General features: G+C 35.1%; 20 protein-coding genes. 9 read left to right on the top strand and 11 right to left on the bottom strand.

The genetic code is table 11. The features are described 5' to 3' along the window. Nucleotides 1–11 precede the first annotated feature (11 nt). Together CD29_RS02975 and CD29_RS02970 are read right to left on the bottom strand one after the other, a co-directional pair. Nucleotides 12–356, bottom strand: a complete 345-nt coding sequence (locus CD29_RS02975; protein WP_036182687.1) for a YlbF family regulator — start codon at nt 354–356, stop codon at nt 12–14. Between the two features lie 38 nt (nt 357–394). Further along, nucleotides 395–1,540: a DUF445 domain-containing protein gene (locus CD29_RS02970; protein ID WP_036182685.1), complete on the bottom strand. Its 1,146-nt coding sequence runs from the start codon at nt 1,538–1,540 to the stop codon at nt 395–397. Nucleotides 1,541–1,736: 196 nt separating this feature from the next. On the opposite strand from CD29_RS02970, the gene CD29_RS02965 reads away from it, so the two are divergent. Further along, nucleotides 1,737–1,940, top strand: coding sequence for a DUF5342 family protein (locus CD29_RS02965; RefSeq protein WP_036182683.1), 204 nt, complete (start codon nt 1,737–1,739; stop codon nt 1,938–1,940). A gap of 101 nt (nt 1,941–2,041) precedes the next feature. On the opposite strand, the gene CD29_RS02960 is transcribed toward CD29_RS02965, so the two are convergent. The 4 genes from CD29_RS02960 to CD29_RS02945 all read right to left on the bottom strand — a co-directional run bounded on the left by CD29_RS02960 (nt 2,042) and on the right by CD29_RS02945 (nt 8,466). Next, the gene (locus CD29_RS02960; RefSeq protein WP_036182681.1) at nt 2,042–3,508 is read right to left on the bottom strand and encodes an amidase family protein; all 1,467 of its coding nucleotides are present in this window, start codon (nt 3,506–3,508) and stop codon (nt 2,042–2,044) included. Between the two features lie 31 nt (nt 3,509–3,539). Continuing rightward, complete coding sequence (locus tag CD29_RS02955) at nt 3,540–4,817, bottom strand: MFS transporter (protein ID WP_052123973.1); 1,278 nt, start codon at nt 4,815–4,817, stop codon at nt 3,540–3,542. A gap of 173 nt (nt 4,818–4,990) precedes the next feature. After that, nucleotides 4,991–6,724 (bottom strand): ABC transporter ATP-binding protein, encoded by a 1,734-nt coding sequence (locus tag CD29_RS02950; RefSeq protein WP_036182679.1) that lies wholly within the window; start codon nt 6,722–6,724, stop codon nt 4,991–4,993. Continuing rightward, complete coding sequence (locus CD29_RS02945) at nt 6,721–8,466, bottom strand: ABC transporter ATP-binding protein (RefSeq protein WP_036182975.1); 1,746 nt, start codon at nt 8,464–8,466, stop codon at nt 6,721–6,723. The genes CD29_RS02950 and CD29_RS02945 overlap by 4 nt, the downstream gene beginning before the upstream one ends. Nucleotides 8,467–9,113: 647 nt before the next feature. On the opposite strand from CD29_RS02945, the gene CD29_RS02940 reads away from it, so the two are divergent. Both CD29_RS02940 and CD29_RS02935 read left to right on the top strand, forming a co-directional pair. Beyond that, nucleotides 9,114–10,490 (top strand): hemolysin family protein, encoded by a 1,377-nt coding sequence (locus CD29_RS02940; protein ID WP_036182677.1) that lies wholly within the window; start codon nt 9,114–9,116, stop codon nt 10,488–10,490. A gap of 72 nt (nt 10,491–10,562) precedes the next feature. Continuing rightward, nucleotides 10,563–11,462 (top strand): cation diffusion facilitator family transporter, encoded by a 900-nt coding sequence (locus tag CD29_RS02935; protein ID WP_036182675.1) that lies wholly within the window; start codon nt 10,563–10,565, stop codon nt 11,460–11,462. A 150-nt stretch (nt 11,463–11,612) separates the two neighbouring features. Here CD29_RS02935 and CD29_RS02930 read toward each other — a convergent pair whose 3' ends face one another. Both CD29_RS02930 and CD29_RS02925 read right to left on the bottom strand, forming a co-directional pair. Then, on the bottom strand, nt 11,613–12,266 hold the full coding sequence (locus CD29_RS02930) for a response regulator (RefSeq protein WP_036182673.1): 654 nt from the start codon (nt 12,264–12,266) through the stop codon (nt 11,613–11,615). A gap of 13 nt (nt 12,267–12,279) precedes the next feature. Continuing rightward, nucleotides 12,280–13,389, bottom strand: coding sequence for a GAF domain-containing sensor histidine kinase (locus tag CD29_RS02925; RefSeq protein WP_036182672.1), 1,110 nt, complete (start codon nt 13,387–13,389; stop codon nt 12,280–12,282). Nucleotides 13,390–13,679: 290 nt separating this feature from the next. Between CD29_RS02925 and CD29_RS02920 the strand changes: the two genes are divergently transcribed. From CD29_RS02920 to CD29_RS02910, 4 genes are read left to right on the top strand one after another with little or no spacing between them, the layout of a single operon-like run. Next, entirely contained in the window at nt 13,680–14,105 is a 426-nt protein-coding gene (locus CD29_RS02920) for a disulfide oxidoreductase (protein ID WP_036182670.1), read from the top strand. A 1-nt stretch (nt 14,106) separates the two neighbouring features. Beyond that, nucleotides 14,107–14,580 carry a thioredoxin family protein gene (locus tag CD29_RS02915; protein ID WP_036182668.1) on the top strand — a complete coding sequence of 158 codons (474 nt, stop codon included), beginning with the start codon at nt 14,107–14,109 and terminating at the stop codon, nt 14,578–14,580. Between the two features lie 45 nt (nt 14,581–14,625). Further along, complete coding sequence (locus CD29_RS20580; RefSeq protein ID WP_211277444.1) at nt 14,626–14,883, top strand: hypothetical protein; 258 nt, start codon at nt 14,626–14,628, stop codon at nt 14,881–14,883. A gap of 34 nt (nt 14,884–14,917) precedes the next feature. Next, entirely contained in the window at nt 14,918–15,766 is an 849-nt protein-coding gene (locus CD29_RS02910; protein WP_036182666.1) for an RluA family pseudouridine synthase, read from the top strand. A gap of 758 nt (nt 15,767–16,524) precedes the next feature. Here the strand turns inward: CD29_RS02910 and CD29_RS02905 are convergent. Then, nucleotides 16,525–17,355: an aldo/keto reductase gene (locus tag CD29_RS02905; RefSeq protein ID WP_036182664.1), complete on the bottom strand. Its 831-nt coding sequence runs from the start codon at nt 17,353–17,355 to the stop codon at nt 16,525–16,527. A 421-nt stretch (nt 17,356–17,776) separates the two neighbouring features. Here CD29_RS02905 and CD29_RS02900 point away from each other — a divergent pair, with 421 nt between their 5' ends. Then, nucleotides 17,777–19,390: a long-chain fatty acid--CoA ligase gene (locus CD29_RS02900; RefSeq protein ID WP_036182662.1), complete on the top strand. Its 1,614-nt coding sequence runs from the start codon at nt 17,777–17,779 to the stop codon at nt 19,388–19,390. A gap of 49 nt (nt 19,391–19,439) precedes the next feature. Here CD29_RS02900 and CD29_RS02895 read toward each other — a convergent pair whose 3' ends face one another. Next, on the bottom strand, nt 19,440–19,628 hold the full coding sequence (locus CD29_RS02895) for a hypothetical protein (RefSeq protein ID WP_036182660.1): 189 nt from the start codon (nt 19,626–19,628) through the stop codon (nt 19,440–19,442). Between the two features lie 468 nt (nt 19,629–20,096). Here CD29_RS02895 and CD29_RS02890 point away from each other — a divergent pair, with 468 nt between their 5' ends. Then, the gene (locus CD29_RS02890; protein WP_036182658.1) at nt 20,097–20,981 is read left to right on the top strand and encodes a VOC family protein; all 885 of its coding nucleotides are present in this window, start codon (nt 20,097–20,099) and stop codon (nt 20,979–20,981) included. Between the two features lie 406 nt (nt 20,982–21,387). Here the strand turns inward: CD29_RS02890 and trmL are convergent, their stop codons facing one another. Continuing rightward, complete coding sequence (trmL, locus tag CD29_RS02885) at nt 21,388–21,870, bottom strand: tRNA (uridine(34)/cytosine(34)/5-carboxymethylaminomethyluridine(34)-2'-O)-methyltransferase TrmL (protein ID WP_408056594.1); 483 nt, start codon at nt 21,868–21,870, stop codon at nt 21,388–21,390. Nucleotides 21,871–21,914 lie beyond the last annotated feature (44 nt).

The following is a 21,914-nucleotide window of genomic DNA, read 5'->3' as shown; positions in this document are numbered from 1 at the left end:
GGTCCTTCATCTTATAGTCCATCGTACATAGACTGGATTGGTTTTACGATAATGCGGTTGATTTCTTCAATGATTTTACTTACAGCCATTTCAGCTTCTAGCATTGCTAAAATTTTTGGGTTTTGTTGTGCAAGTTGTGCTGTTTTTTGTAAGTACATATACTCGTCTTCTAACAATTCTTCACCGTTCATTTGTTTTTCTTGTAGCTTCATTTGAATATCACGGAAATTTGTGAATAGCTTTTTCGATTCTTCATCTGAGCGTACTAGTTCAACAGCCTCTTTTAAAGTTTTAAACTCAGGAGTCTGACGTAATGTACTTTCTAATTTGTTAATGTCATCATAAATGTTAATCAAAATTTTTTCCTACTCTCTTTAGCCGATTAATACAGCTATTAATTTAATAGTAAAACAATTAAGCCTTGCACAATCCCAATGACTCCACCTAATACGGCTCCTAGAACTGTAATCATCTTTAACTCACGATTTGTAACACTAACGACCAATTCCTCCAATTTTTTAAGAGGAAATGAATCGACTTGTTCTCTTACTACTTCTTGTAAATTTAAACGATTTACTACATCTTCTAATTTCTTCTCCGCAAGATTAAATCCTTGGTCTAAAAGTTTTGGCAGTAATTCCATTTTGACATACTCATTACCCTGAGGCCAGTAATAGTTAATTGATTTGTCTAATCTTTCCTCTAGGGCAAGCTCTTTTTTAGCATATGCTTGGAGTTTTTCAATAATCGATTCGAATTCAACTTCTTGCAAGTAATTCATTATTGGCTGTTGTTTTAATTTATCCCATTCTTGCTCGAACAAATTGACTAACAAATTTTTTGTACCTGGGGATTTCAACATGTTAACCAATTCTCTTTGTAGTTTACCTACGACTGCGTTGGAGTCACCAAAGAACATTTGAAGCATCCCACCAATTGTTCCTTTGGATGATAAGAAGTCATCCATCATATTACGAATAGTTGCCTCGCCCTTTGGAGATTGAAAATATTCTTCCCCTTTTTCTAAAATATAGGAAGCAAGTTCAGGTATTTTTCTTTCAATTGTTTCATGAAGTTGTTCCGGTAAAATCTGTTCTATTGACTTCGAAGATAATGTATTCCTTACATTGAAAACTTGAGTTTCAATGACTACATTGACTTTACCTTCAATTGTATTTGGCAAGTTGTTTAACCCTACAAACTTTGTCCAGTCTAAGATTGTTTTTTCGTCTGTAAATATAACTTCTTCGACCTTCGTTTGGGTAAATTTTAATACAGATTCACGGATATCATCAGAAAGTAATTTCTTTCTAAAAACTTCTGGAGTTAGTAAATATTTCGTTACCGTTTCACCTAATTGTGTTGCAAGTTCCCCGCGACGTTTCGGGATTAAGCCAGGTGTAAACGGAAGCTTCCATGATCCGATATAGATGGCATTATACGGGTGAAAAAGCATTTTAATCGCAATAAAATTAGTAAACCCACCAATTAATGCTCCTACTACAGCCATAAAGATTATCGTTAGTATTGGATTTTCCATTATAAAACCTCTCACTTCTTATCAAATTAACGCTATAGTTAGTTGCGTCAAAGATTTTCGAGCTCGCTTAATAACTTAACTTCCTTTAAAACTATTCCTCATTATAACAAAGGAAGGTTACGCAAGATAATAATAGCCTTCTTCCACTACTTCTAGTACGATTGAAGTTAGGAAAATGTTTCAAAGGGGGAGCTATATGATTACACATTTTCGTTTTAAGCCAATGTTTGAGAACACACAAATTCCGGGGTGGATTGTTTCTTTTTACTATAACCAAAAGTCTTATAAAGCAGAGTATAGTAAAGATGGAAACATTGAGTGGATTGGGGAAATACCGGGTGAGATTGTGGAAGTTGAAAAAAAGGTACATGAACTAATGCTTTATCATGTTTATGATTGAGTGATTACAATATAATCTTAAAAAGTAAAACGGAAGCATTGCGATCTTCAATTAAGAAGAATCAATGCTTCCGTTTAATTATCATGCAGAATTTCGATCTATTATTTGAGTATTGGTTTCTTTCTATGTTGAGTTACTTGTTCAAACGCGTATCCAATTTTTATTAACATCCCTTCATTAAATGCCCCACTAGCAAATGTAATTCCAAATGGTCTACCATCTTTTCGAAAACCAGCCGGTAAAGCAATGGAAGGGTATCCTGCTTTCGCACAGATAGTTGAGCCAACATAGGAAGGGAGTAAAATCGCATCTAGTTTGTATTTATTTAATACTTCATCTATTCCTTTTTCCTGTGCATAATAAATATCTTCTAGTTTTGACAAAATATACTCAGGTTCTCTCAATGTATTAGATAATTTTGCTCTGTTTTCTAATTTATCTTGGCCGTACTTTAAAGCAGCTTCACTATTATTTTTATTAAAGTCAATTAGTTCGCTAATCGAATGAACCGGCATATTGTTAGGAAGCTCTGAAAGGAAATTTTCTAGACTATGTTTCAATTCATATAAAGATACACCATAGCTCCATTCTCTATTCATAGATGGAATTTCTATATCTTCGATTACTTCTGCGCCTTCACTTTTAAGTGTTTCAATAACATTCTGATATAAATCTTCATCAAATTCATCTGAACTTTTAAATTCATTACTTACATCGGTAAATACACCTATTCTAGAATTTTTCAAACCATTCGGATCTAAAAATACCGAATAGTCTTCAACTGTTCGATTGATACTTCGATGAGTAGCAACATCCACTTCATCAACCCCAGCCATCGATCCTAACAAAATTGCTGCATCAGTAACATTTCTTGCAAATGGACCTGCAGTATCTTGGGAATATGTAAAAGGAATCAAACCACTTCTACTTATTAAACCGACAGTTGGTTTAATACCTACTACTGAATTATTTATTGCAGGGCTCAATATTGAAGCGTCTGTTTCTGTACCTACTGATAACACAGTAAGATTTGCCGCAACAGCTACAGCAGAGCCTGAACTAGACCCCCCGACGAAAAAGGAGGCACTGTATGGGTTTAGTACTTGTCCACCTCTTGAACTATAACCCGCCCACATCTGTGAAGACATCCCATTTGCAAATTCAGTCATATTTGTCTTTCCAAGAATCACTGCACCGGCTTTTCTTAGCTTTTTAACTAGAAATGCATCATCTCTACTATTATAATTCGCAAGTGCAAGGCTGCCTGCACTCGTATGCATAAAATCATTTGTTTCTATGTTATCTTTTAATAATACAGGGATCCCGTGCAGTATACCTCTTGGACCATTTAGTTTCCTTTCATGATCTAGAGTCTCTGCTATAAAAATAGCATCTGGATTTATCTCTAGTATAGAATTCAGTTTAGGGCCATCCTGGTCATACTTTGCTATTCTATATAAATAGTACATTACGAGTTCTTTTGATGTTAATTCACCATTGTTCATAGCATTTTGGATTTCTTTAATAGTCAATTCTTCATTTAATAACTCATTAAAATTCAATTCCACTGTTTTACCCCACTTTAACTAGAGTATGAATCTACGAATCTTCCTTCAATCGAAACTTCCTGCCAAAAATAATATAGAAATACGTTGAAGCTACTAAATATAGACATCCAGTAATAGAAAATGTGAAAGCATAGCCCCAATAATTACCGTAAGTTGTTACGAGCCAAGCTGCAGGTAACCCCATCATCGCCCAACCTAAATTGAAAACCATTTGATTGACTGAGTTAGCAAGACCTTTATATTTATCATGAACGACATCCATGGCAATCGCACTTGTTATCGGGTTTCCAGCATTCATGAGCGCTTGACGCAACAAAAATCCTATAGAGGCTATAAGTAATGAATTCGTAAATCCAGTAATAAATAAAAACGGAATCGATACGAATTGGAAAATTACCAATGCTCGGACTTTTCCGACTTTTTTAACTAAAATCGGACCTATTAACATAGCAACAGCAGTCATTGCTGAGCCTAATGCGATGATTAACCCTACATACGAATTTGAAGCACCAAACCTGTTGGCAAAGTATAAATTCAAGTAAGGAATAACTAAGCCTGAACCTGTTCCAATCATTAAACTTGATAATCCAAATAAAACGATCATCTTAAAATTCTTTTTAAAACCTTCTTCTTCTGCTGCTAAAGCCAACCTATTTGAATCTAAAACTTTTGTCTGACAGTTACTTTGTGGTTTAGGTACAGGTTTCAACTGAAAGAGCGGAATTAACCCCATACTAAAGATGACAGCACCAAAAATTAGCGAAATACGGATACTTTCAACAATACCAATATTAAGGAAATGTTGTAAGCCGTCTGCAATAAATCCTCCAGCCAAGTTTCCTATAACATTTGCAACAGTGACCATTGCAAAATGTATGCTAAATAAATGCATTCTCTCGTTTGGCTTAGAGTTTTCAGCTAAAAATGGAACACCTGATACTTGGGCTAATGCCCAAACGATTCCTGCAAAAAATCCAAACATTAATATTGGCTGTTCAACAGTAACTATACTTCGTCCAAAAAGAACAAACGAAGTTAATAATGTCCCAATGATTAGAATTTTTTTCCGTCCAAATTTATCACTCAACAAGCCAGCAGGGATAAGCATTAATGCAGTTGCAAGCGAATTAATAGCAATGACACTTCCGTTTACTGATTCGGAATATCCAAGTCCTCGAATATATAAATTGTACATCACCATAAAAATACCCATTCCAATTTGAATAAGTACATTCGCTAGCATAAACATTTTAATATTTCTATTGAAAGAATTAATTGTTAACACCCAGCTGCGTAGCCATCTGGTCATAGGCCTTCATCTCTTTTTCCCTCATAAATTGTCAAAAAAAATTCATAAATTATGAGATTACTATACGAGTATTGATACGAAAAATCAATAATAATATGGAAAAAGTTGGCCCGACAGAAATCGGACCAACTTTTTTTAGTATGTTAACTTTTTCCTAGGCAATCAAAAGCTTCCTATTGATGAACCCCAGATTGTAAGCGATACATTGTTTCATAACGACCACCAAGAGCAATTAATTCTTCGTGTGTACCTTTTTCAACCACTTCTCCACGGTCCAACACTAATATTTGATCTGCATTTTTAATAGTAGATAATCGATGAGCTATGATAAATGTTGTTCGTCCTTTTTTCAGAACGTCCATCGCATGTTGGATTATCTCTTCTGTTTCCGTATCGATATTTGAAGTTGCTTCATCCAGTATTAAGATTGCTGGGTCAAAGGCTAACGCTCTTGCAAAGGAAATTAACTGACGTTGACCTGATGATAATGTACTTCCCTTTTCAATTACAGGTTCATCAATCCCGTTTTCAAGGTTTTTCAATACTCGTTCGCCACCAACCGCTTCAAGTGCCTTTTCAACCGTCTCTCTCGTGATACGAGGATCATTTAAACTAACATTCGTTGCAATTGTACCTGTAAATAAATACGGGTCTTGCAACACAATACCCATATGCTCACGGATTGTTTGACGTGGAGTCTTTGTTACATCTTTTCCATCAATCAATATTTTTCCTTTTTGAGGATCATAGAATCGGAACAATAAATTCATTATCGAACTTTTCCCTGAGCCCGTATGACCAACTAGTGCAACTGTTTCACCTTTTTTTGCTTCAAAGCTTATATTTTTTAGTACATACTCATCATCTTTATAAGCAAAGGATACTTTATCAAATGTCACGTTTCCTTCATAACGAGGAATGGATTTTTCACTCACGTCTTCACCTTTTTGGTCTAACAATTCAAATACACGTGAACCAGCCACAAGGGAACGTTCCATTTGAGAGAACTGATTTACAATATTCACAATTGGATTGAATAATCGTGTTGTATAATCCACAAATGCATACAATGTACCTGCAGTAATGATATCTGTTGTTGTAATTGACTGCGTTCCAAAGTAAAAGATAAAAATTGTTAAGATAGTTAAGCGTAATACATTCACAAGATTATGAGCTGTACCTGAATCTAAAAATAATAACTTACGTTGATATTCATAGTGTTCATTGTTCATTTCAGCAAATTCTTTTTTCATTTGATCTTCCCGTTTGAACGCTTGAATAATTGTCATACCATTGATTGATTCATTAATCATCGCATTAATATCTGCAATTTTTGTTCGGACAACATGGTTAAATTTTGATGCATATTTGCGATAAGCAATCATCCAAGTATACACAATTGGCACTACCAATAATGCAATTAAAGCCATTCTCCAATTTAGTATAAATAATGCAACATAAACACCCGATATTGAGATCGTGCTCATGGCGAATTGCACTAATACTTGAGAAAATAAATTGCGAATCGCCTCTGTATCATTTGTTACTCGAGCTACAATTTTACCTGCTGGTAAATTATCGAAGTAATTGATTGGCATTTTCTGAATATGCCCAAAAACATCGATTCGCAGCTTCTGTATAATACGGTTTGCACCAATTTGTAAATTAATGTACATAAAATAACGTAAAACCGCTGTTGATATCTCTAAAGTTATAAAAATGATTAATAAGATTACTAATGGTTCAAACAATAGAGATTCTGGAATCATATAGTTATCAATAATATGCTTCGCAATTAACGGTCCTGATAAATCAGTTAATACTGACAAAGTTAATAAAAATAAACCTATTAATATTGGTTTCTTAAATTTCTTAGTGTATTGAAATAATCGTCTTCCTGTACTCATTCAGAAGACACCCCCTCTAATTGCTGGCGATCGAATTGTTCTTTATACCAGCCACCTTTCGTAGTGAGTTCCTCATGCGTCCCTTCTTCCACAATGACCCCATCATCTAATACAATAATCCAATTTGCATGTTGGATTGCAGATAGACGATGCGTTGTAATAATTGTTGTTTTCCCCTTACGCTCTTGTTGAATATTTTCAATTATTCTTGTTTCTGTTTTCGCATCAACAGCTGATAAGGAATCATCTAAAATTAATATCTCTGGGTCTTTAATTAAAGCTCTTGCAATCGAAACTCGCTGTTTCTGACCACCCGATAAAGAAACACCTTTTTCACCAACTAGTGTTTCTATTCCTAATGGTAGATTTTTTAAATCCTTCTCAAAATAAGCTAATCGAATTGCTTCGCGAATATCTTCTTCTGAAGCATCTTCTTTACCAAATAAAATATTTTCTCGAATCGTACGAGAGAACAACACATGATCCTGAGGAACATAACCAATCCATTCAAGAACTTGTTCCTTAGTTAGTTTTGATATATCAATATCACCAAACCTAAATTGTCCGTCCCCGATTGGATATTCTCTTAGCAACTGCTTTACAAACGTCGTTTTACCTGCCCCAGTTTTCCCAACAATTCCAAGGGTCTGCCCTTTTTGAAGTTGCAATGAAATACGTTGTAAATTTTTAATGTGGGAAAGAGGATATTGGAATGTAAAATCATTAAACCCAATTGAAGTTACTGTCGAAATTTCATTTGGTCGTTCTGGATCTTGAATATCCGGTGAATAGTCTAATGTTTCTTGAACACGGTCTAATGATGCATTCCCTTGTTGCATTACGTTAATTAACTCTCCAATAGCAATGATTGGCCATGTTGCCATCCCTAAATAGATGGTAAATGATACAATTTGGCCTACTGACATTTCACCATTTGAAACAAGAATTGCACCAAATCCTAATGTAATTACATAAGTAATCCCTGTACCAATTTTTGTAATAGGTCCGAATAATGCATTAATTTTTGCAACTCTTATATATTTTTGAAAAACTTCTTCACTCATGCCGTGGAATCGTTCTTCGTCTTTCTTTTCCTGAACGTATGCACGAACTACACGTACACCTGCCACAGATTCTAAAACACTATCATTCAATTCCCCAAATGATTCTTGTGCTATCATGTAGCGCTCATGTACTTTTTTCCCTAAAACCTGCATTAAAATAGCGATAATTGGAATTGGTATCATTGAAATCAATGTTAATTTCCAAGAAATAAAGAATCCCATCGCTAAAATAATTGCACCAAAATATAATGTAGAATCAATTAAAGTCATAATCCCAAACCCAGCTGTTAATGAAACTGAGTTCAAATCATTTGTTGCACGAGCCATTAAATCACCAGTTCTATTTTTTTCATAGAACGTTGGTGTCATTTTTAAAAACTGATGCATAAGTCTTCTTCGTAAAATTTGTTCTAATTTAATTGCACCACCGAATAATTGGTACTGCCATATAAAATTCATTACATAAGCACCTACGATAATGCAAATTAGTATGATGACGTACGTATTTAGAGTTTCAGAAGTCATTGTATCTGAAGCAATATCATCGATCCCCATCCCCAATATATATGGAGGTAAAATTTCAAGTACACTCGCTAATACTAACAATAGAATCGCTACAGTGTATCTTCTCCATTGGGTTTTAAAAAACCATTTTAATTTAAATAAAACATTAAACATTGTTACACCTTCTCTCTTTCCCTCTACTGTTTTTACTAATTTTGTCATTAACTTCCGTTTTTAGGCAATAAAAAGACACTTATCCCTTTTAGGGATAAGTGCCCAAAAGGTACAAGTATCCAAACCTGTACCGAGTATTTGCAAAATAAAACAAAAAATTAGCAAGTAAACAGTATACGGAAGCTTGGATTATAATTTTTATTTGTATCAATAATTGAATGAATTAACATTTTCATAATCCTTACCTCCCTTTCGATTTTTACATCACCACTAGATGGTAGCATACCCATAATTTTCTTGTCAACAATTTTCTAAATATTTATTTTTTTTGAACTCTTTTGCTGTTTTAAATGCACTTCATAGACTGTCATTATAATTAGATTGATCACTTATATGAGGTTAATAACCTTGAGTATCAATTAATAGAAAATTGAATTCGAAATTTCCAATGTGTATATTTCACCAGTTAACATTTTTTTTGAAGAAAATCTTTTAATCTGTAATTTTTACCACTCAATAATAATAGTCATTCATAATTTGTATTTTTCAAGAAAATATTTTATGATTGAATTATTATCTAATTTTTTATTATAGGAGGTGTATTCTTTGTTCGCTCCCCTCATTCGGGTTAGGAACAAAGGACGTATTTGGACGGAGACATAGTAGAGCTGACCATTAGGCTAGCAACATTTGCTATCCTTATTATCTTTTCAGGATTTTTCGTTGCAACAGAGTTTGCAATTGTTAAAGTGCGATCAACACGCATTGATCAATTAGTAGAAGAAGGAAATAAAAAAGCAATTCGAGCTAAAAAAGTAGTTGATAATCTAGACGAGTATTTATCAGCTTGTCAACTTGGGATTACAATCACTTCATTAGGTTTAGGTTGGTTAGGGGAACCTACAATAGCTAAAATGTTACACCCATTATTTGAAATGATGGGGATAAACATAGAAACTACAGCAGTTTCTGTTATTTCTTTCATTATCGCATTCTCAATTGTAACATTTATCCATGTTGTTGCTGGTGAATTAGCACCAAAAACGTTAGCAATTCAACGAGCTGAATGGGTTACATTAAACTTTTCAGGGTTGCTAGTAGCATTCTATAAAGTGATGTATCCATTTATTCACTTCTTAAATTTATCTGCACGCGGGCTTTCAAGATTATTTGGTTTAAAACCTGTTACTGAAAGTGAAAACGCACATACTGAAGAAGAACTTCGTATGATTATGGCAGATAGTTTAAAAAGCGGTGAGATTAACCATTCAGAATTTGAATACGTTAACAGTATTTTTGAATTTGCAGACCGAACAGCAAAAGAAATTATGGTGCCTCGTACTGAAATAATCAGCTTCGATAAAGACTTAACTGTAAAAGAAGTCTTTGAAGTAATGGGTGTGGAACAGTATACACGATACCCAGTTACTGATGGTGACAAAGACCATGTAATTGGACTTGTAAACTTGAAGCACTTATTAACTGCATACATTAAAAATCCTACAAATGGGGATAAACCTGTTGTCGATTATATGCAGCCGGTCATTCGAGTGTTTGAAACAGTTCCAATTAGTGATTTATTATTAAAAATACAACAAGAACGAATTCACATGGCTATTCTAATGGACGAATATGGTGGTACTTCAGGTTTAGTAACTATTGAAGACATTATCGAAGAAATCGTCGGTGATATTCAAGACGAATTTGACCAAGATGAAATTCCAGAAGTTCAAGAAATTAGTGAAGGTCATTATATTATAGATGCAAAAATGTTGTTAGTTGAAGTAAATGACATGTTAGGTACTAATATCCAAGAAGAAGATATCGATACACTTGGAGGTTGGTTCTTAACAAAGCGATTCGATGCTGTTGAAGGTGACAGTTTTGAATTTGATGGCTATGAATTTAAGATTAAAGAATTAGATGGTCATCACATTCTTTATATCGAAATCATTCAACTAGAAGAACCTACAGACGGAGAATCTGAGGAACTTGATGAATTAAAACAAAAGATCGAAGAATAATTATATAAACGACTTTCCGTACTACGGAAGGTCGTTTTATAATGTCTGGATGTTTTGCGAGGAGGAAACTTTTTGGAACTATATACAAACTTACGTGCAGGGGAAAAAGGAGCTTGGCTCTCCATCGGTACATATATCATACTTAGTGCGGCAAAATTGATTATCGGCTATTTTGGTTCATCTGATGCATTAAAGGCAGATGGTCTTAACAACACAACGGATATCATTGCCTCCATAGCAGTGTTAATTGGTTTACGTATTTCTCAACGCCCCCCTGATGATAACCATCAATATGGTCATCTACGTGCAGAAACAATCGCTTCATTAATAGCATCCTTCATCATGATGGTTGTCGGCTTACAAGTATTAGTTGATTCAATTACAAATTTATGGAATCCAATTCGCGAAACACCTTCTCCATTAACTGCTTATGTGGCTATTGGAAGTGCAATAGTTATGTATTTTGTTTACCGATATAATTTAAGTCTTGCAAAAAAAATCGGCAGCTCTGCGGTTAAAGCGGCAGCATACGATAATCGTTCAGATGCACTTGTTAGTATCGGTACTGCTATTGGTATCTTTGGAGCCATTCTCGGCTTCACTTTGCTAGATACGATTACAGCATTAATCGTAGGGATCATTATTATTAAGACTGGAATTGAAATTTTCTGGGAAGCAGTTCAAACATTAACAGACGCATTTGATACTGAAGAATCGGAAACATTGTCTGTTCTTATTCACAATGTAGATGGTGTCATCGATTTAATCGACTTTAAAGGACGTACTCACGGAAACATGATGTTTATTGAGGTAACTGTTACAGTCAATCCTTATTTAAATGTGTGGGAAAGCCATCAAATTACAGAGAACATAGAGTCAACCGTTAAACGGTTCAAACCATACTGTACAGTTGTTGTGCATATTGAACCTCACGAATTTCCACATCCAGTAGAAGATGATTATCATTTTTAATAATCAGCAATATAAAAGGCTATCATGAAATTTGTTTCATGATAGCCTTTTATATTGCTGATTAGTATCCATTTAAGTATTGTGCTCCTGCGGTGGTCACAACGAGTTGTCACCATCCTCGTCGCAAAGGTGGCGTCTCAAAAAAATTTTTCAGACGCCACCTTCACTACTTTCAGTTAAATTATGTTTCACTGCATAAAGAGCTGCTTGAGTTCGATCTTGAACATGTAATTTATTGAAAATATTTGATATGTGTGTTTTCACTGTTTTTTCAGTTACAAATAGGGTTGATGCGATTTCACGATTACTTTTTCCTTTTGTTAACTCAGCAAGGACATCTTGTTCTCTAGGTGTTAAAGGATTTTGCATGTGAGGTAAGTTTTCATCTTCCCGAATTTTTTCTTGTAATGTAGTTGTTGCAACTGGATGGATAATACTTTCTCCACGCATAATTTTTCGGATTGAATTTACTAAATCATCAGGTTCAATATCTTTTAATTGGTATCCTGCTGCACCTGCTTCTATAGCAGGAAGAACATGGTCTTTATCTGAAAAGCTTGTAAGCATAAGTACTTCAACATTTGTCCATTTGGATTTTATTTTTTTTGTAGCCTGTATTCCATCCATTTCCGGCATAACTAGGTCCATTAACACAATGTCGGGTTGTAGATTCTCTACTAATTCGATTGCTTCTAACCCATTCTTCGCTTCCCCAACCACTTCAATATCTTTTTGTGTTTTTAGAAAAACGATTAACCCTCTTCGTACGACGTGATGATCATCTGCGATTAATACACGAATCATTTTCAAATCCCTCCTAGTAAGGTATTCGAATTAAAAGCTCCGTACCTTTACCAATTTCACTTACCCAATCTGCTGTTCCACTAAGGGCCTGAACACGATCTCTAATGGATTGCATCCCAATAGATGGTAGCTTCATATCTGGATCATTAACAAACCCTCTACCTTCATCTTTCACCACAAACAAAATATCTGTTGCTGTAATTGTGATAAACATTTCTACTTCTCTAACGCCAGCATGTTTTCTTACATTGTTTAGTGCTTCCTGAGCAACACGGAATAATGTTTCTTCTACTCTCGAAGGGAATTGCAGTACCCCAGAAACATTGACAACCAACGACAAATTTAACATTTCTGCATAAGATTTAATGGCGTCTATTAATCCACTTTCCAATCCTTTAGGTCGCAACTGCCAAATTAAAGCACGCATCTCTGTTAACGCTGCCTGGGTTAATTGTTGGATATCCCTGAATGTACTTTTTAGTTCCTGTTGTTCGGTCATTTCAATGCCAGCTCTAGAAGTTAAAGTCACAGAAAACAATAATTGATTGACAGAATCATGAAGGTCTCTTGCAAGTCGATTACGTTCTTTCACTAACGCCATTTCTTGTTCCTGTTTTGTTAAATAGATTCGTTTAATAGCTGACCCTAGTTGAAACGCAACTGATTCGAGAAGTTCCAGTTCATCATCTGAATAACTAACTGTATTTGGCTTTGCTACATTAAGAATTCCGAAGCGTTCGCCACCTGATTGAAGTGGTACTGTGGCATGATGTGTAATTCCAGCATGATCCCCAACTTGATCTTCTATAGCACTTTCAATCCTTTGACATTCAATAATATTAGATGCTTTTTTCAACTGCTTATTTCTAAATTTAGAAACACACCAGCATCCACCTTTTTTTAAATATTGGCAGTCGTTATAGGAAAGAGCTTCTGACAATTGTTCATGTGCTACTAATTGGGATTTTCCTTTTTCGTTTATAAAGAAAATCCACCCAGTTTCAAAGTTTGTCCCATGTAGAAATTTACTTAATGCACCCTTTAACATAGGGATCATTTCAGTTTCTTCATTCAGTAATTCTGCTATTTCTTTAAGCAATGTTATATTGGTTTGTTCATTCATAAGTTGTTTACACCTCTAGTTTAGATGTGTCTTTCTTTCATCATATCACTCTACCATGTTTCTTTCATTTCTTGATTACTCATACTTTTGTCTGAATATAGTCAAAATCTAGCTAATTGTAATATTGTAATATTGTAATTAAGAGAAAAAATTGGGATACTTTATATTGGTATATCGTTCTGAACCTTACAAAAGTTTAAGATTACCTCGAAATCAAAACAATTTACTTATCTATTAACACAATCTATAATCAAAAATACGAATACATATTTTCGCTAGGGAGATATTAAATGAAGAAAAAGCTTGAGAATAGTTTGCTATTTATATGGATCGTTTCATTAGTAGCAACGTTAGGATCTCTTTATTTTTCAGAAGTGCGTGGTTATACTCCATGTGAACTTTGCTGGTATCAACGTATCTTAATGTATCCAATTGTCCTTATGACAACCATTGCATACATACAAAAAAATGCAAGAATAGCTTTAACTACTGCGGTATTTTCCGTAGTTGGTGGTTTTATTTCTTTATATCATTATGGCATTCAAAAAATTGATTTTTTAAGCGCAAATGCACCATCATGTGGACAAGTTCCATGTACAGGTCAGTATATTAACTGGTTAGGATTTATTACTATTCCATTCTTAGCGTTAACTGCATTTATTTTAATCGCTATAACAAGTTTTTATATGCTTAAAGTGTTGAAAGGGGAAAAATAATTTGAAAAAACTAGGTATTATTGGTGCGGTAATTGTAGTATTATTTGCTGCAGTCATTATTTTAACGAACATTTCTAATTCAAGTAAATTAGAAAATAATCCTTACGGTACAGATAACTTAAGACAATCTACAATTGATTTATTAGATAATGAAAATTACCAAAATATTATTCAACCGGAAGAACTACAAGAAAAAATTGCTTCTGGTGAACCTGTGGTAGCATACCTATTTAGTCCTGAATGTGTTCACTGTATGAACTTTACGCCAAATTTAATGCCAGCTGCTAAAGAAGTTGGTGTTCATATCGACCAATTAAACATTTTAGAATACCAAGCAGGTTGGGCTGAATATGGCATAACAAGTACACCAACTTTAATTTTCTTCAATGAAGGGAAAGAAGTTCAACGTATTGAAGGTGACTATTCACAACAGATTGATGGGGTTAAAGCATTTTTAGCACAAGCGAAACAATAAATATAAAATAAGGGAATCGTGTTCATACTGAACACGATTCTTTATTTGCGGATCATAAATAATATACTTTGCGGAAATCCGCATAAGAAAGACATCAGTTCAGGCCAACACGAGGGCCGACAGGATGTCGGTCATGCAGTCAACGCCACAGAGGCCAACAGGATGTTGGTCATGTCACCGATGCCACAGGACGTGGCGTTTTCGGGGATAAATAGCGTTCTCAACGACAAGTCGCCTTTTTGGCTGCTGTTTGGCTCGAAGCCGTTGCCACAGGAAGTGGCGCTCTTAGGCTTTGATCATTAATTGATCGAACTGTGTCTATCTAAGGAGGATAACTATGTTTCAATATGAAGTAGTACAAGATGGTTTAACAGTTGAGGAATTACTACGAACGAAGTGGAGACTCGGGAAAAAGTTAGTTCATGAACTAAGAATGGCAAAGGCAGTTATGTACGAGGATGATACGCCAGTTTTATGGAACGATAAATTAAAAGAAGGCACTTTATTAAAGTTTGTTTTCGAAGTTCCAAGTTCAAGTTATGTACCAACAGCTAAATGTGAAGTCCCTATCCAATATGAAGATGAACATTGCATTATTGTATCTAAACCTAAAGGGATGGCGACACACCCAAATGATATTTGGGATCGTGATACATGTATGAATCATGTGTTGGCCCATATAAAAGCGAATGGTGGAGATTATGCTGAGCATGTTCATCGTTTAGATCGTGGAACAAAAGGTTTGTTACTTGTGGCAAAGCATCCCATTGCGAAGTCAATTTTTGATCGAATGATTGAGGAAAAATCGATTATTCGTACCTATGAAGCAGAAGTACAAGGCATAGTTCGTCAAGACCATGGGACAATTAATGAACCCATAGGAAAAGATAGACATCATGCAACACGTCGTGTCGTTTCTAAAACTGGGCAACATGCAATTACCCATTATGAAGTTGTTAAAAGACTAAAATACACATCGATTGTTCACTTAGTTTTAGAAACTGGCCGCACACACCAAATTCGTGTACACATGGCCCATTTAGGACACCCAATCGTTGGTGATACGATGTATAATGCACGAAAAACAGCTAAGGACGATTATGAACTGCATGCTATTCAATTGGAGTTTGAACATCCGTTTTTAAATAAGGTGTTTACTGTGAAAGATCAAAGAGCAATTCACTAAATATGCTCTTTGTTTTACTGTAGAGTTGAGTAGTTTTATTAAAAATGGAATGTAGGTACATAAAAGCTCCAATGTTCCCGTTACTTTATTTTTAATTGTCTTAGGGCAAATACAGCCTCTCTATGTTACCTTTTGCTTTATTTCTTATTGCCTTGGGGCACATAGAGCCTTTCTATGTGACCTTTCGCTATATTTCTTATTGCCTTGGGGCACATAGAGCCTTTCTATGTTACCTTTTGCTTTATTTTTTATTGCCTTTGGTCACATAGGACCTCTCTATGTTACATTTCGCTTTATTTCTTATTGCCTTGGGGCACATAGAGCCTCTCTATGTTACCTTTTGCTTTATTTTTTATTGCCTTGGGGCACATAGGACCTCTCTATGTTACCTTTTGCTATATTTTTTATTGCCTTGGGGCACATAGAGCCTTTCTATGTGACCTTTCGCTATATTTCTTATTGCCTTGGGGCACTAAGAGCGTCTCTCTGTTACCTTTCTCATTAAGTTTATAATCGTTTGGGCACTGAGAGAGTATCTCTATTACCTTTCTCATTATTTTCATGCTCGTTGGGGCATTGAGAGCGCCTCTCTGTTACCTTTCTCATTATTTTCATGCTCGTTGGGGCATTGAGAGCGCTTCTCTGTTACCTTTCTCATTAAGTTCATAATCGTTTGGGCACTGAGAGCGCTTCTCTGTTACCTTTTACATCAATTTCGAATTCACTAAGGCACTGAGTCCACTAACCACTTTGGAAATTTAGAAATCAAATTGAAAATGATCGGGATCCTGACCAGTTCTGAAATCTTTGTTTAGTCCTTCCATCGCTAGCATATCTTCCTGAGTCAATTCAAAGTCAAATACGTTCATATTTTCTTCGATACGACTTGGTGTCACTGATTTTGGAATGGTAATGACATCATTTTGATAATGCCAACGTAAAATAATTTGTGCAGCGGTTTTATTATATTTCGCAGATAATTGTTCAATTGTTGTATCTTCTATTATCTTCCCTCTACCAAGTGGTCCCCATGCTGTTACTGCTATAGTTTGATCTTGACAGAAATTTAGTAAAGGCTTTTGACTCAGATACGGATGTAGCTCTATTTGGTTCACCATTGGTTTTACATTAGCTTTCACAAAGATTTTTTCTAAGTGATGCTGATGATGATTCGAGACACCTGGCACTCGAATTAGCTTTTCTTCATATAGCCTTTCAATTGCACGATAGGTCTCCACAAATTTTTCTTTCACTGGCCAGTGAGTTAAATATAAATCAATATACTCTAGTCCTAGTTTTTTAAGAGAAATTTCAAACGCTCTTAATGTGTTGTCATAGCCTTGATCTGAATTCCATACTTTTGTTGTTATATAAATTTCTTCTCGAGGAATACTCGATGCACGAATGACTTCACCAACTTCTTCTTCATTTCCATATAGCGCAGCAGTATCTATTGCACGATAACCAACTTCTAGTGCCTTTGTCATAGCGTGTATTGCTTCTTCATGGTCAGTCATTTTATAGACTCCTAAACCTAAGTAAGGCATTTTCACGCCATTTTCTAATGTCTTCATTGGGATTTTGTTCATGCAATCACTCCTTTTCTAAACTAAATTCATTATACGATTTAAATCTACTTATCAAAATTTTTTGCTATTTATCACTGTTTTAAAACTATTAAATTAACCTAGCAATAAATATTGAAGAAATTGATTTTGTAACTTTTCAACATACGACATATCTAAATATATGTGCAAGTTTAAACTATTTGCACATAATTCTACATATGTCGTATCCCCAATTTCTGCGATTTCAATAAACTATCTTCTTAGAATCAGATTTATTTTATTTGTCAGTGATTGTATTATTTTTAAAATATTAAACATCCCTCATTTTTTTATTTTCCTTATCAATTTTGTTCTATTTAAACTACTTCTTCAATATATACAAGTAAGTAGTTAAATTGTCATGATACTGACAATTCATCTTATTTTAGGGGGATGGTTCGTTATGATGGATACGCCGTTATTGTTAACCAGTTTTTTGAAGCGTGCAGAGAGATACTTCCCAGAAAAAATGATTATTTCACGTACAAGCCCTGAAACAATTCACAGAATTCCTTACAAAGATTATGTAAAACGTACAAGAAAACTTGCAGATGCATTAACAAAGTTAGGTATGAAACGCGGGACGAAAGTTGCATCATTTGCTTGGAATCACCACCGTCATCTTGAAGCATATTTTGCTGTACCATGTGCTGGAGCGATATTGCATATGGTTAATATTCGCTTAAGTCCAGAGCATATTATTTATGTCATTAATCATGCGGAAGATGAGATTTTATTAATTGATGGAGATTTATTCCCTTTATTTGAGAAAGCGATTCCATTTTTGAAAACGGTAAAACACATTATCGTTATGCAAGATAATAAAGAAGTTCCAGAATCTAGTTTCCCAAATGTGTATTCCTATGAAAAATTATTGGAAGAAGCTTCAGATGAGTTTGAGTTCCCTCTTGATCTAGATGAAAATTCTCCAGCAGGAATGTGCTATACAAGTGCAACAACAGGTATGCCTAAGGGAGTTGTATATACACATAGAGGATTAGTTCTTCATAGTATGGCACTTGGTTTAGCAGATAGTCTGGGTCTACGTGAAACTGACGTCATCATGCCAATTGTCCCAATGTTCCACGTAAATGCTTGGGGAATGCCATTTGCAGCGGTCAATTTTGGATTAACGCAAGTTTTACCTGGACCGATGTTTAATCCTCCGTTACTACTAGATTTAATAGAACAAGAGAAAGTTACGTTAACTGCAGGAGTTCCAACCATCTGGATGGGTGTTGCTGTGGAACAAGAAAAAAATCCTCGTGACTTATCATCGTTAAGAGCTCTTGTATGTGGCGGTTCTGCATCACCAAAAGGATTAATTCAAACCTTCGAAGATAAGTTTGGTGTGCCATTTATCGTCGGCTATGGAATGACGGAAACAACTCCAATTGTAAGCTTATCAACCTATACTTCTGCGATGGAAGATTGGTCCCGTGAAGATAAATTAAATATCCGCGCAACACAGGGTCTAACTGTTTCCCTACTTGATACAGAAGTGGTGAATGATGAAGGCGAAGTTCCTTGGGACGGCAAAACAATGGGTGAGCTTCGTATTCGCGGTCCTTGGATTGCTCATGAGTATTACAAAGATGAGCGTACTACTGAAGCGTTCCGTGATGGTTGGTTATATACTGGCGATATAGCTGTCGTAACACCTGAAGGCTACATTAAAATTACAGATCGTACGAAAGATTTAATTAAAAGTGGTGGCGAATGGATTTCTTCTGTTGATTTAGAAAATGCACTAATGACACACGAAGCAGTTCTTGAAGCTGCAGTTATCGCAATTCCACATGAAAAATGGTTAGAGCGACCACTTGCATGTGTTGTTTTAAAAGAGGGCAAAAATGTAACAAAGGAAGAATTATTAGCTTCCCTTGAAGGTCAGTTTGCTAAGTGGTGGTTACCAGATGATATTGTGTTTTTAAATGAGATTCCGAAAACATCAGTTGGTAAATTCTTAAAAGCAAAATTACGTGAGGAACTTAAAGGTTATCAAGTAAACGCTTAAATAGATTGGCCTTACTCGTAAATGAAAATCGAGTGAGGCCAATTTTAGGTTAGTTATTTTTGTTATACTTTTCATCATTATCATTATCTACTGCATCAAATTGAATTGGATCTGGAAATCGCATATCTTCAGCTAGTTGTGAACCTTCACGCATTCTTTCCATTTGTTTTCCGAGCCAAATGACATCTGCCATATTGTTTGTCATGTGCCCACTAGGTTCCATTTTTTCGTTTTCCATCTGATCACTCCTCTCAAAAGTAATATTCCCAACTTCCATGAATCGAACCAAATCCGTCATAAATTTTGTGTAGTAAAGAAATTTTATTTAGTCTATACTAATAGTGATAGTCTATTTACATGAGGAGGATTCTTCCATGAATACTTTTTTAATGATTATGATTTGTCTTTCTATTTTAACTGCAATCTTAACTGCAGGTCATGAAGGTAACTACAATAAAGAAGACTAATCTTTAAAGTCCAAATGCCATACATAATCGTTTTGGCGCATATCTACAAATAAAAGGGCAACCATATTTTATATGGTTGTTCTTTTATTTTTTACGGAATAGATTTAAGAAAACCACTATAAAAACCTACAAAATCAATATTAAATTTATATCCTTGACTTCTTGAAGTAACTAAAATATACTTAGTTACATAAAGTAAGTGAATGGATTTAATATTTTTACAAGGGGGCTAAAAAGCCATGACTACACACTTTCATAAAAAACCAAATATGTACGTTTCACACGTTCAAGTTAAAGTTTCGAACTTAGAAAGATCTGTTGAATTTTATAAGAAAGTTATTGGATTTGATGTTTTAGAACAATCAGGTAATACGGCTGTATTAACATTTGATGGAGCTACTAGTATTTTGTCTTTAGAACAAGTAGATAATGCACAAGGTTTACAAGGTGGGCAAACAGGCCTTTATCATTTCGCTATTCTATTACCTACTCGTAAAGATTTAGGGAATTTTATCCAAAATATTGTAGAAGCTAATGTTCGTATTGGTGCTGGAGATCACCATGTGAGTGAAGCACTTTATTTAAACGACCCAGATGGAAATGGTATTGAAGTATATACTGACCGCCCTGAAGAAACTTGGATTTGGGAAAACGACTTAGTTTACATGACAACAGAACAAGTGAACATCCCTTCAGTTCTTGCTGAGGCTGATGGAGGTTGGAATGGCCTACCACAAGGGACAGTTATGGGACACATCCATTTATCTGTTTCTAATTTAGCTGCTTCCGAAAAATTCTATACAGAGGCATTAGGATTTGACGTAGTTACACGCTATGGTAACCAAGCGCTTTTCCTTTCAACAGGTAAATATCACCACCATATTGGTATGAATACATGGAATAGTGCAAATGGTCGCCCTGCTCCAGAAAATAGCGTTGGATTAAAATCTTACACACTTGTGTTAGACAATGATGCGCAAGCAGAGAAAATTAAAAATAACCTACGTGGAATTGGTGCAGTAGTTGAAGAATTTGCTGGTGCTCCGAAGTTCGGTGGCAGTCAGGCATTCTCTACTGTAGATCCATCAGGTATTCGAATTGTGTTTACTTTTGACGGGGAATAATTTAAATAGTAAAGGTGGCGTCAATTTTTTGACGTCACCTTTTTTACATATTGGACCTGAGCACTCCCTTTTTGCTCTCGAAACGACTTATCGAGGACAGGTTTTTCATTTTCTTCATTTTTTTGTCCTTGAGAACGCCTGTCGAGGACAGGTTTCTCGGTTTCTTCACTTTTTTGTCCTCGATACAGTTTGTCGAGGACAGCTTTCTCGGTTTCTTCACTTTTTTGTCCTCGAGATCGCCTGTCGAGGACAGGTTTCTCGGTTTCTTCACTTTTTTGTCCGCGAGAACGCCTATCGAGAACAGTTTTTTAATTTCCCTCTTATTTTTGTCTAAGAGAATCCCCTTAACAACATATAAAAAGGATGCGCCTGAATTACTCTTTCAGACTCACCCTATTATTATTAATTATTTTAACCCCGGATAATTTTGTTGTCGTAAAGCTTCATAAATTACGATTGCTGCCGTATTCGATAAATTTAATGATCGTACATGTTCACTTTGTGGTATCCTTAAGCATTTATCCCGACGTTCGTACGCAAAGTCCTTTGGTAACCCAGTTGTTTCTTTTCCGAACATAAAGTATATATCCTGGTTTTGATCACTGAAATCGTGGGTTGTATATGGATCATCACTATATGTTTCGATTAAATAGAGATCGCCATCTTTTGAGTATTCAAGAAAATCTTCTAATGAATCATGGTAAACCACATTGACATGTTCCCAATAATCGAGCCCAGCACGTTTTAGCATTTTATCATCTGTTGAAAATCCAAGTGGGCGGATTAAATGTAATGATGTATTTGTTCCAGCACAAGTTCTTGCTATATTACCTGTGTTTGCTGGAATTTCTGGTTGATATAAAACAATATGCAATGGCAAAATCGACACTTCCTTAATAGTTAAACTTGTTTCTTTATAGAATAAAGGCGATA

The organism is Ureibacillus manganicus DSM 26584 (genome assembly GCF_000772945.1).
Lineage (GTDB): Bacteria > Bacillota > Bacilli > Bacillales_A > Planococcaceae > Ureibacillus > Ureibacillus manganicus.
Note: the sequence above shows the minus strand (reverse complement) of the source record. Positions and strands in the feature narration are given on the sequence as shown.

What these genes read in the sequence shown, in the direction of transcription:
- CD29_RS02970 (WP_036182685.1), bottom strand. Translation starts at nt 1,540, where the DNA reads ATGGAAAATCCAATACTAACGATAATCTTTATGGCTGTAGTAGGAGCA.
- CD29_RS02965 (WP_036182683.1), top strand. Translation starts at nt 1,737, where the DNA reads ATGATTACACATTTTCGTTTTAAGCCAATGTTTGAGAACACACAAATT.
- CD29_RS02955 (WP_052123973.1), bottom strand. Translation starts at nt 4,817, where the DNA reads ATGACCAGATGGCTACGCAGCTGGGTGTTAACAATTAATTCTTTCAAT.
- CD29_RS02950 (WP_036182679.1), bottom strand. Translation starts at nt 6,724, where the DNA reads ATGAGTACAGGAAGACGATTATTTCAATACACTAAGAAATTTAAGAAA.
- CD29_RS02945 (WP_036182975.1), bottom strand. Translation starts at nt 8,466, where the DNA reads ATGTTTAATGTTTTATTTAAATTAAAATGGTTTTTTAAAACCCAATGG.
- CD29_RS02930 (WP_036182673.1), bottom strand. Translation starts at nt 12,266, where the DNA reads ATGATTCGTGTATTAATCGCAGATGATCATCACGTCGTACGAAGAGGG.
- CD29_RS02925 (WP_036182672.1), bottom strand. Translation starts at nt 13,389, where the DNA reads ATGAATGAACAAACCAATATAACATTGCTTAAAGAAATAGCAGAATTA.
- CD29_RS02920 (WP_036182670.1), top strand. Translation starts at nt 13,680, where the DNA reads ATGAAGAAAAAGCTTGAGAATAGTTTGCTATTTATATGGATCGTTTCA.
- CD29_RS02910 (WP_036182666.1), top strand. Translation starts at nt 14,918, where the DNA reads ATGTTTCAATATGAAGTAGTACAAGATGGTTTAACAGTTGAGGAATTA.
- CD29_RS02905 (WP_036182664.1), bottom strand. Translation starts at nt 17,355, where the DNA reads ATGAACAAAATCCCAATGAAGACATTAGAAAATGGCGTGAAAATGCCT.
- CD29_RS02900 (WP_036182662.1), top strand. Translation starts at nt 17,777, where the DNA reads ATGATGGATACGCCGTTATTGTTAACCAGTTTTTTGAAGCGTGCAGAG.
- CD29_RS02895 (WP_036182660.1), bottom strand. Translation starts at nt 19,628, where the DNA reads ATGGAAAACGAAAAAATGGAACCTAGTGGGCACATGACAAACAATATG.
- CD29_RS02890 (WP_036182658.1), top strand. Translation starts at nt 20,097, where the DNA reads ATGACTACACACTTTCATAAAAAACCAAATATGTACGTTTCACACGTT.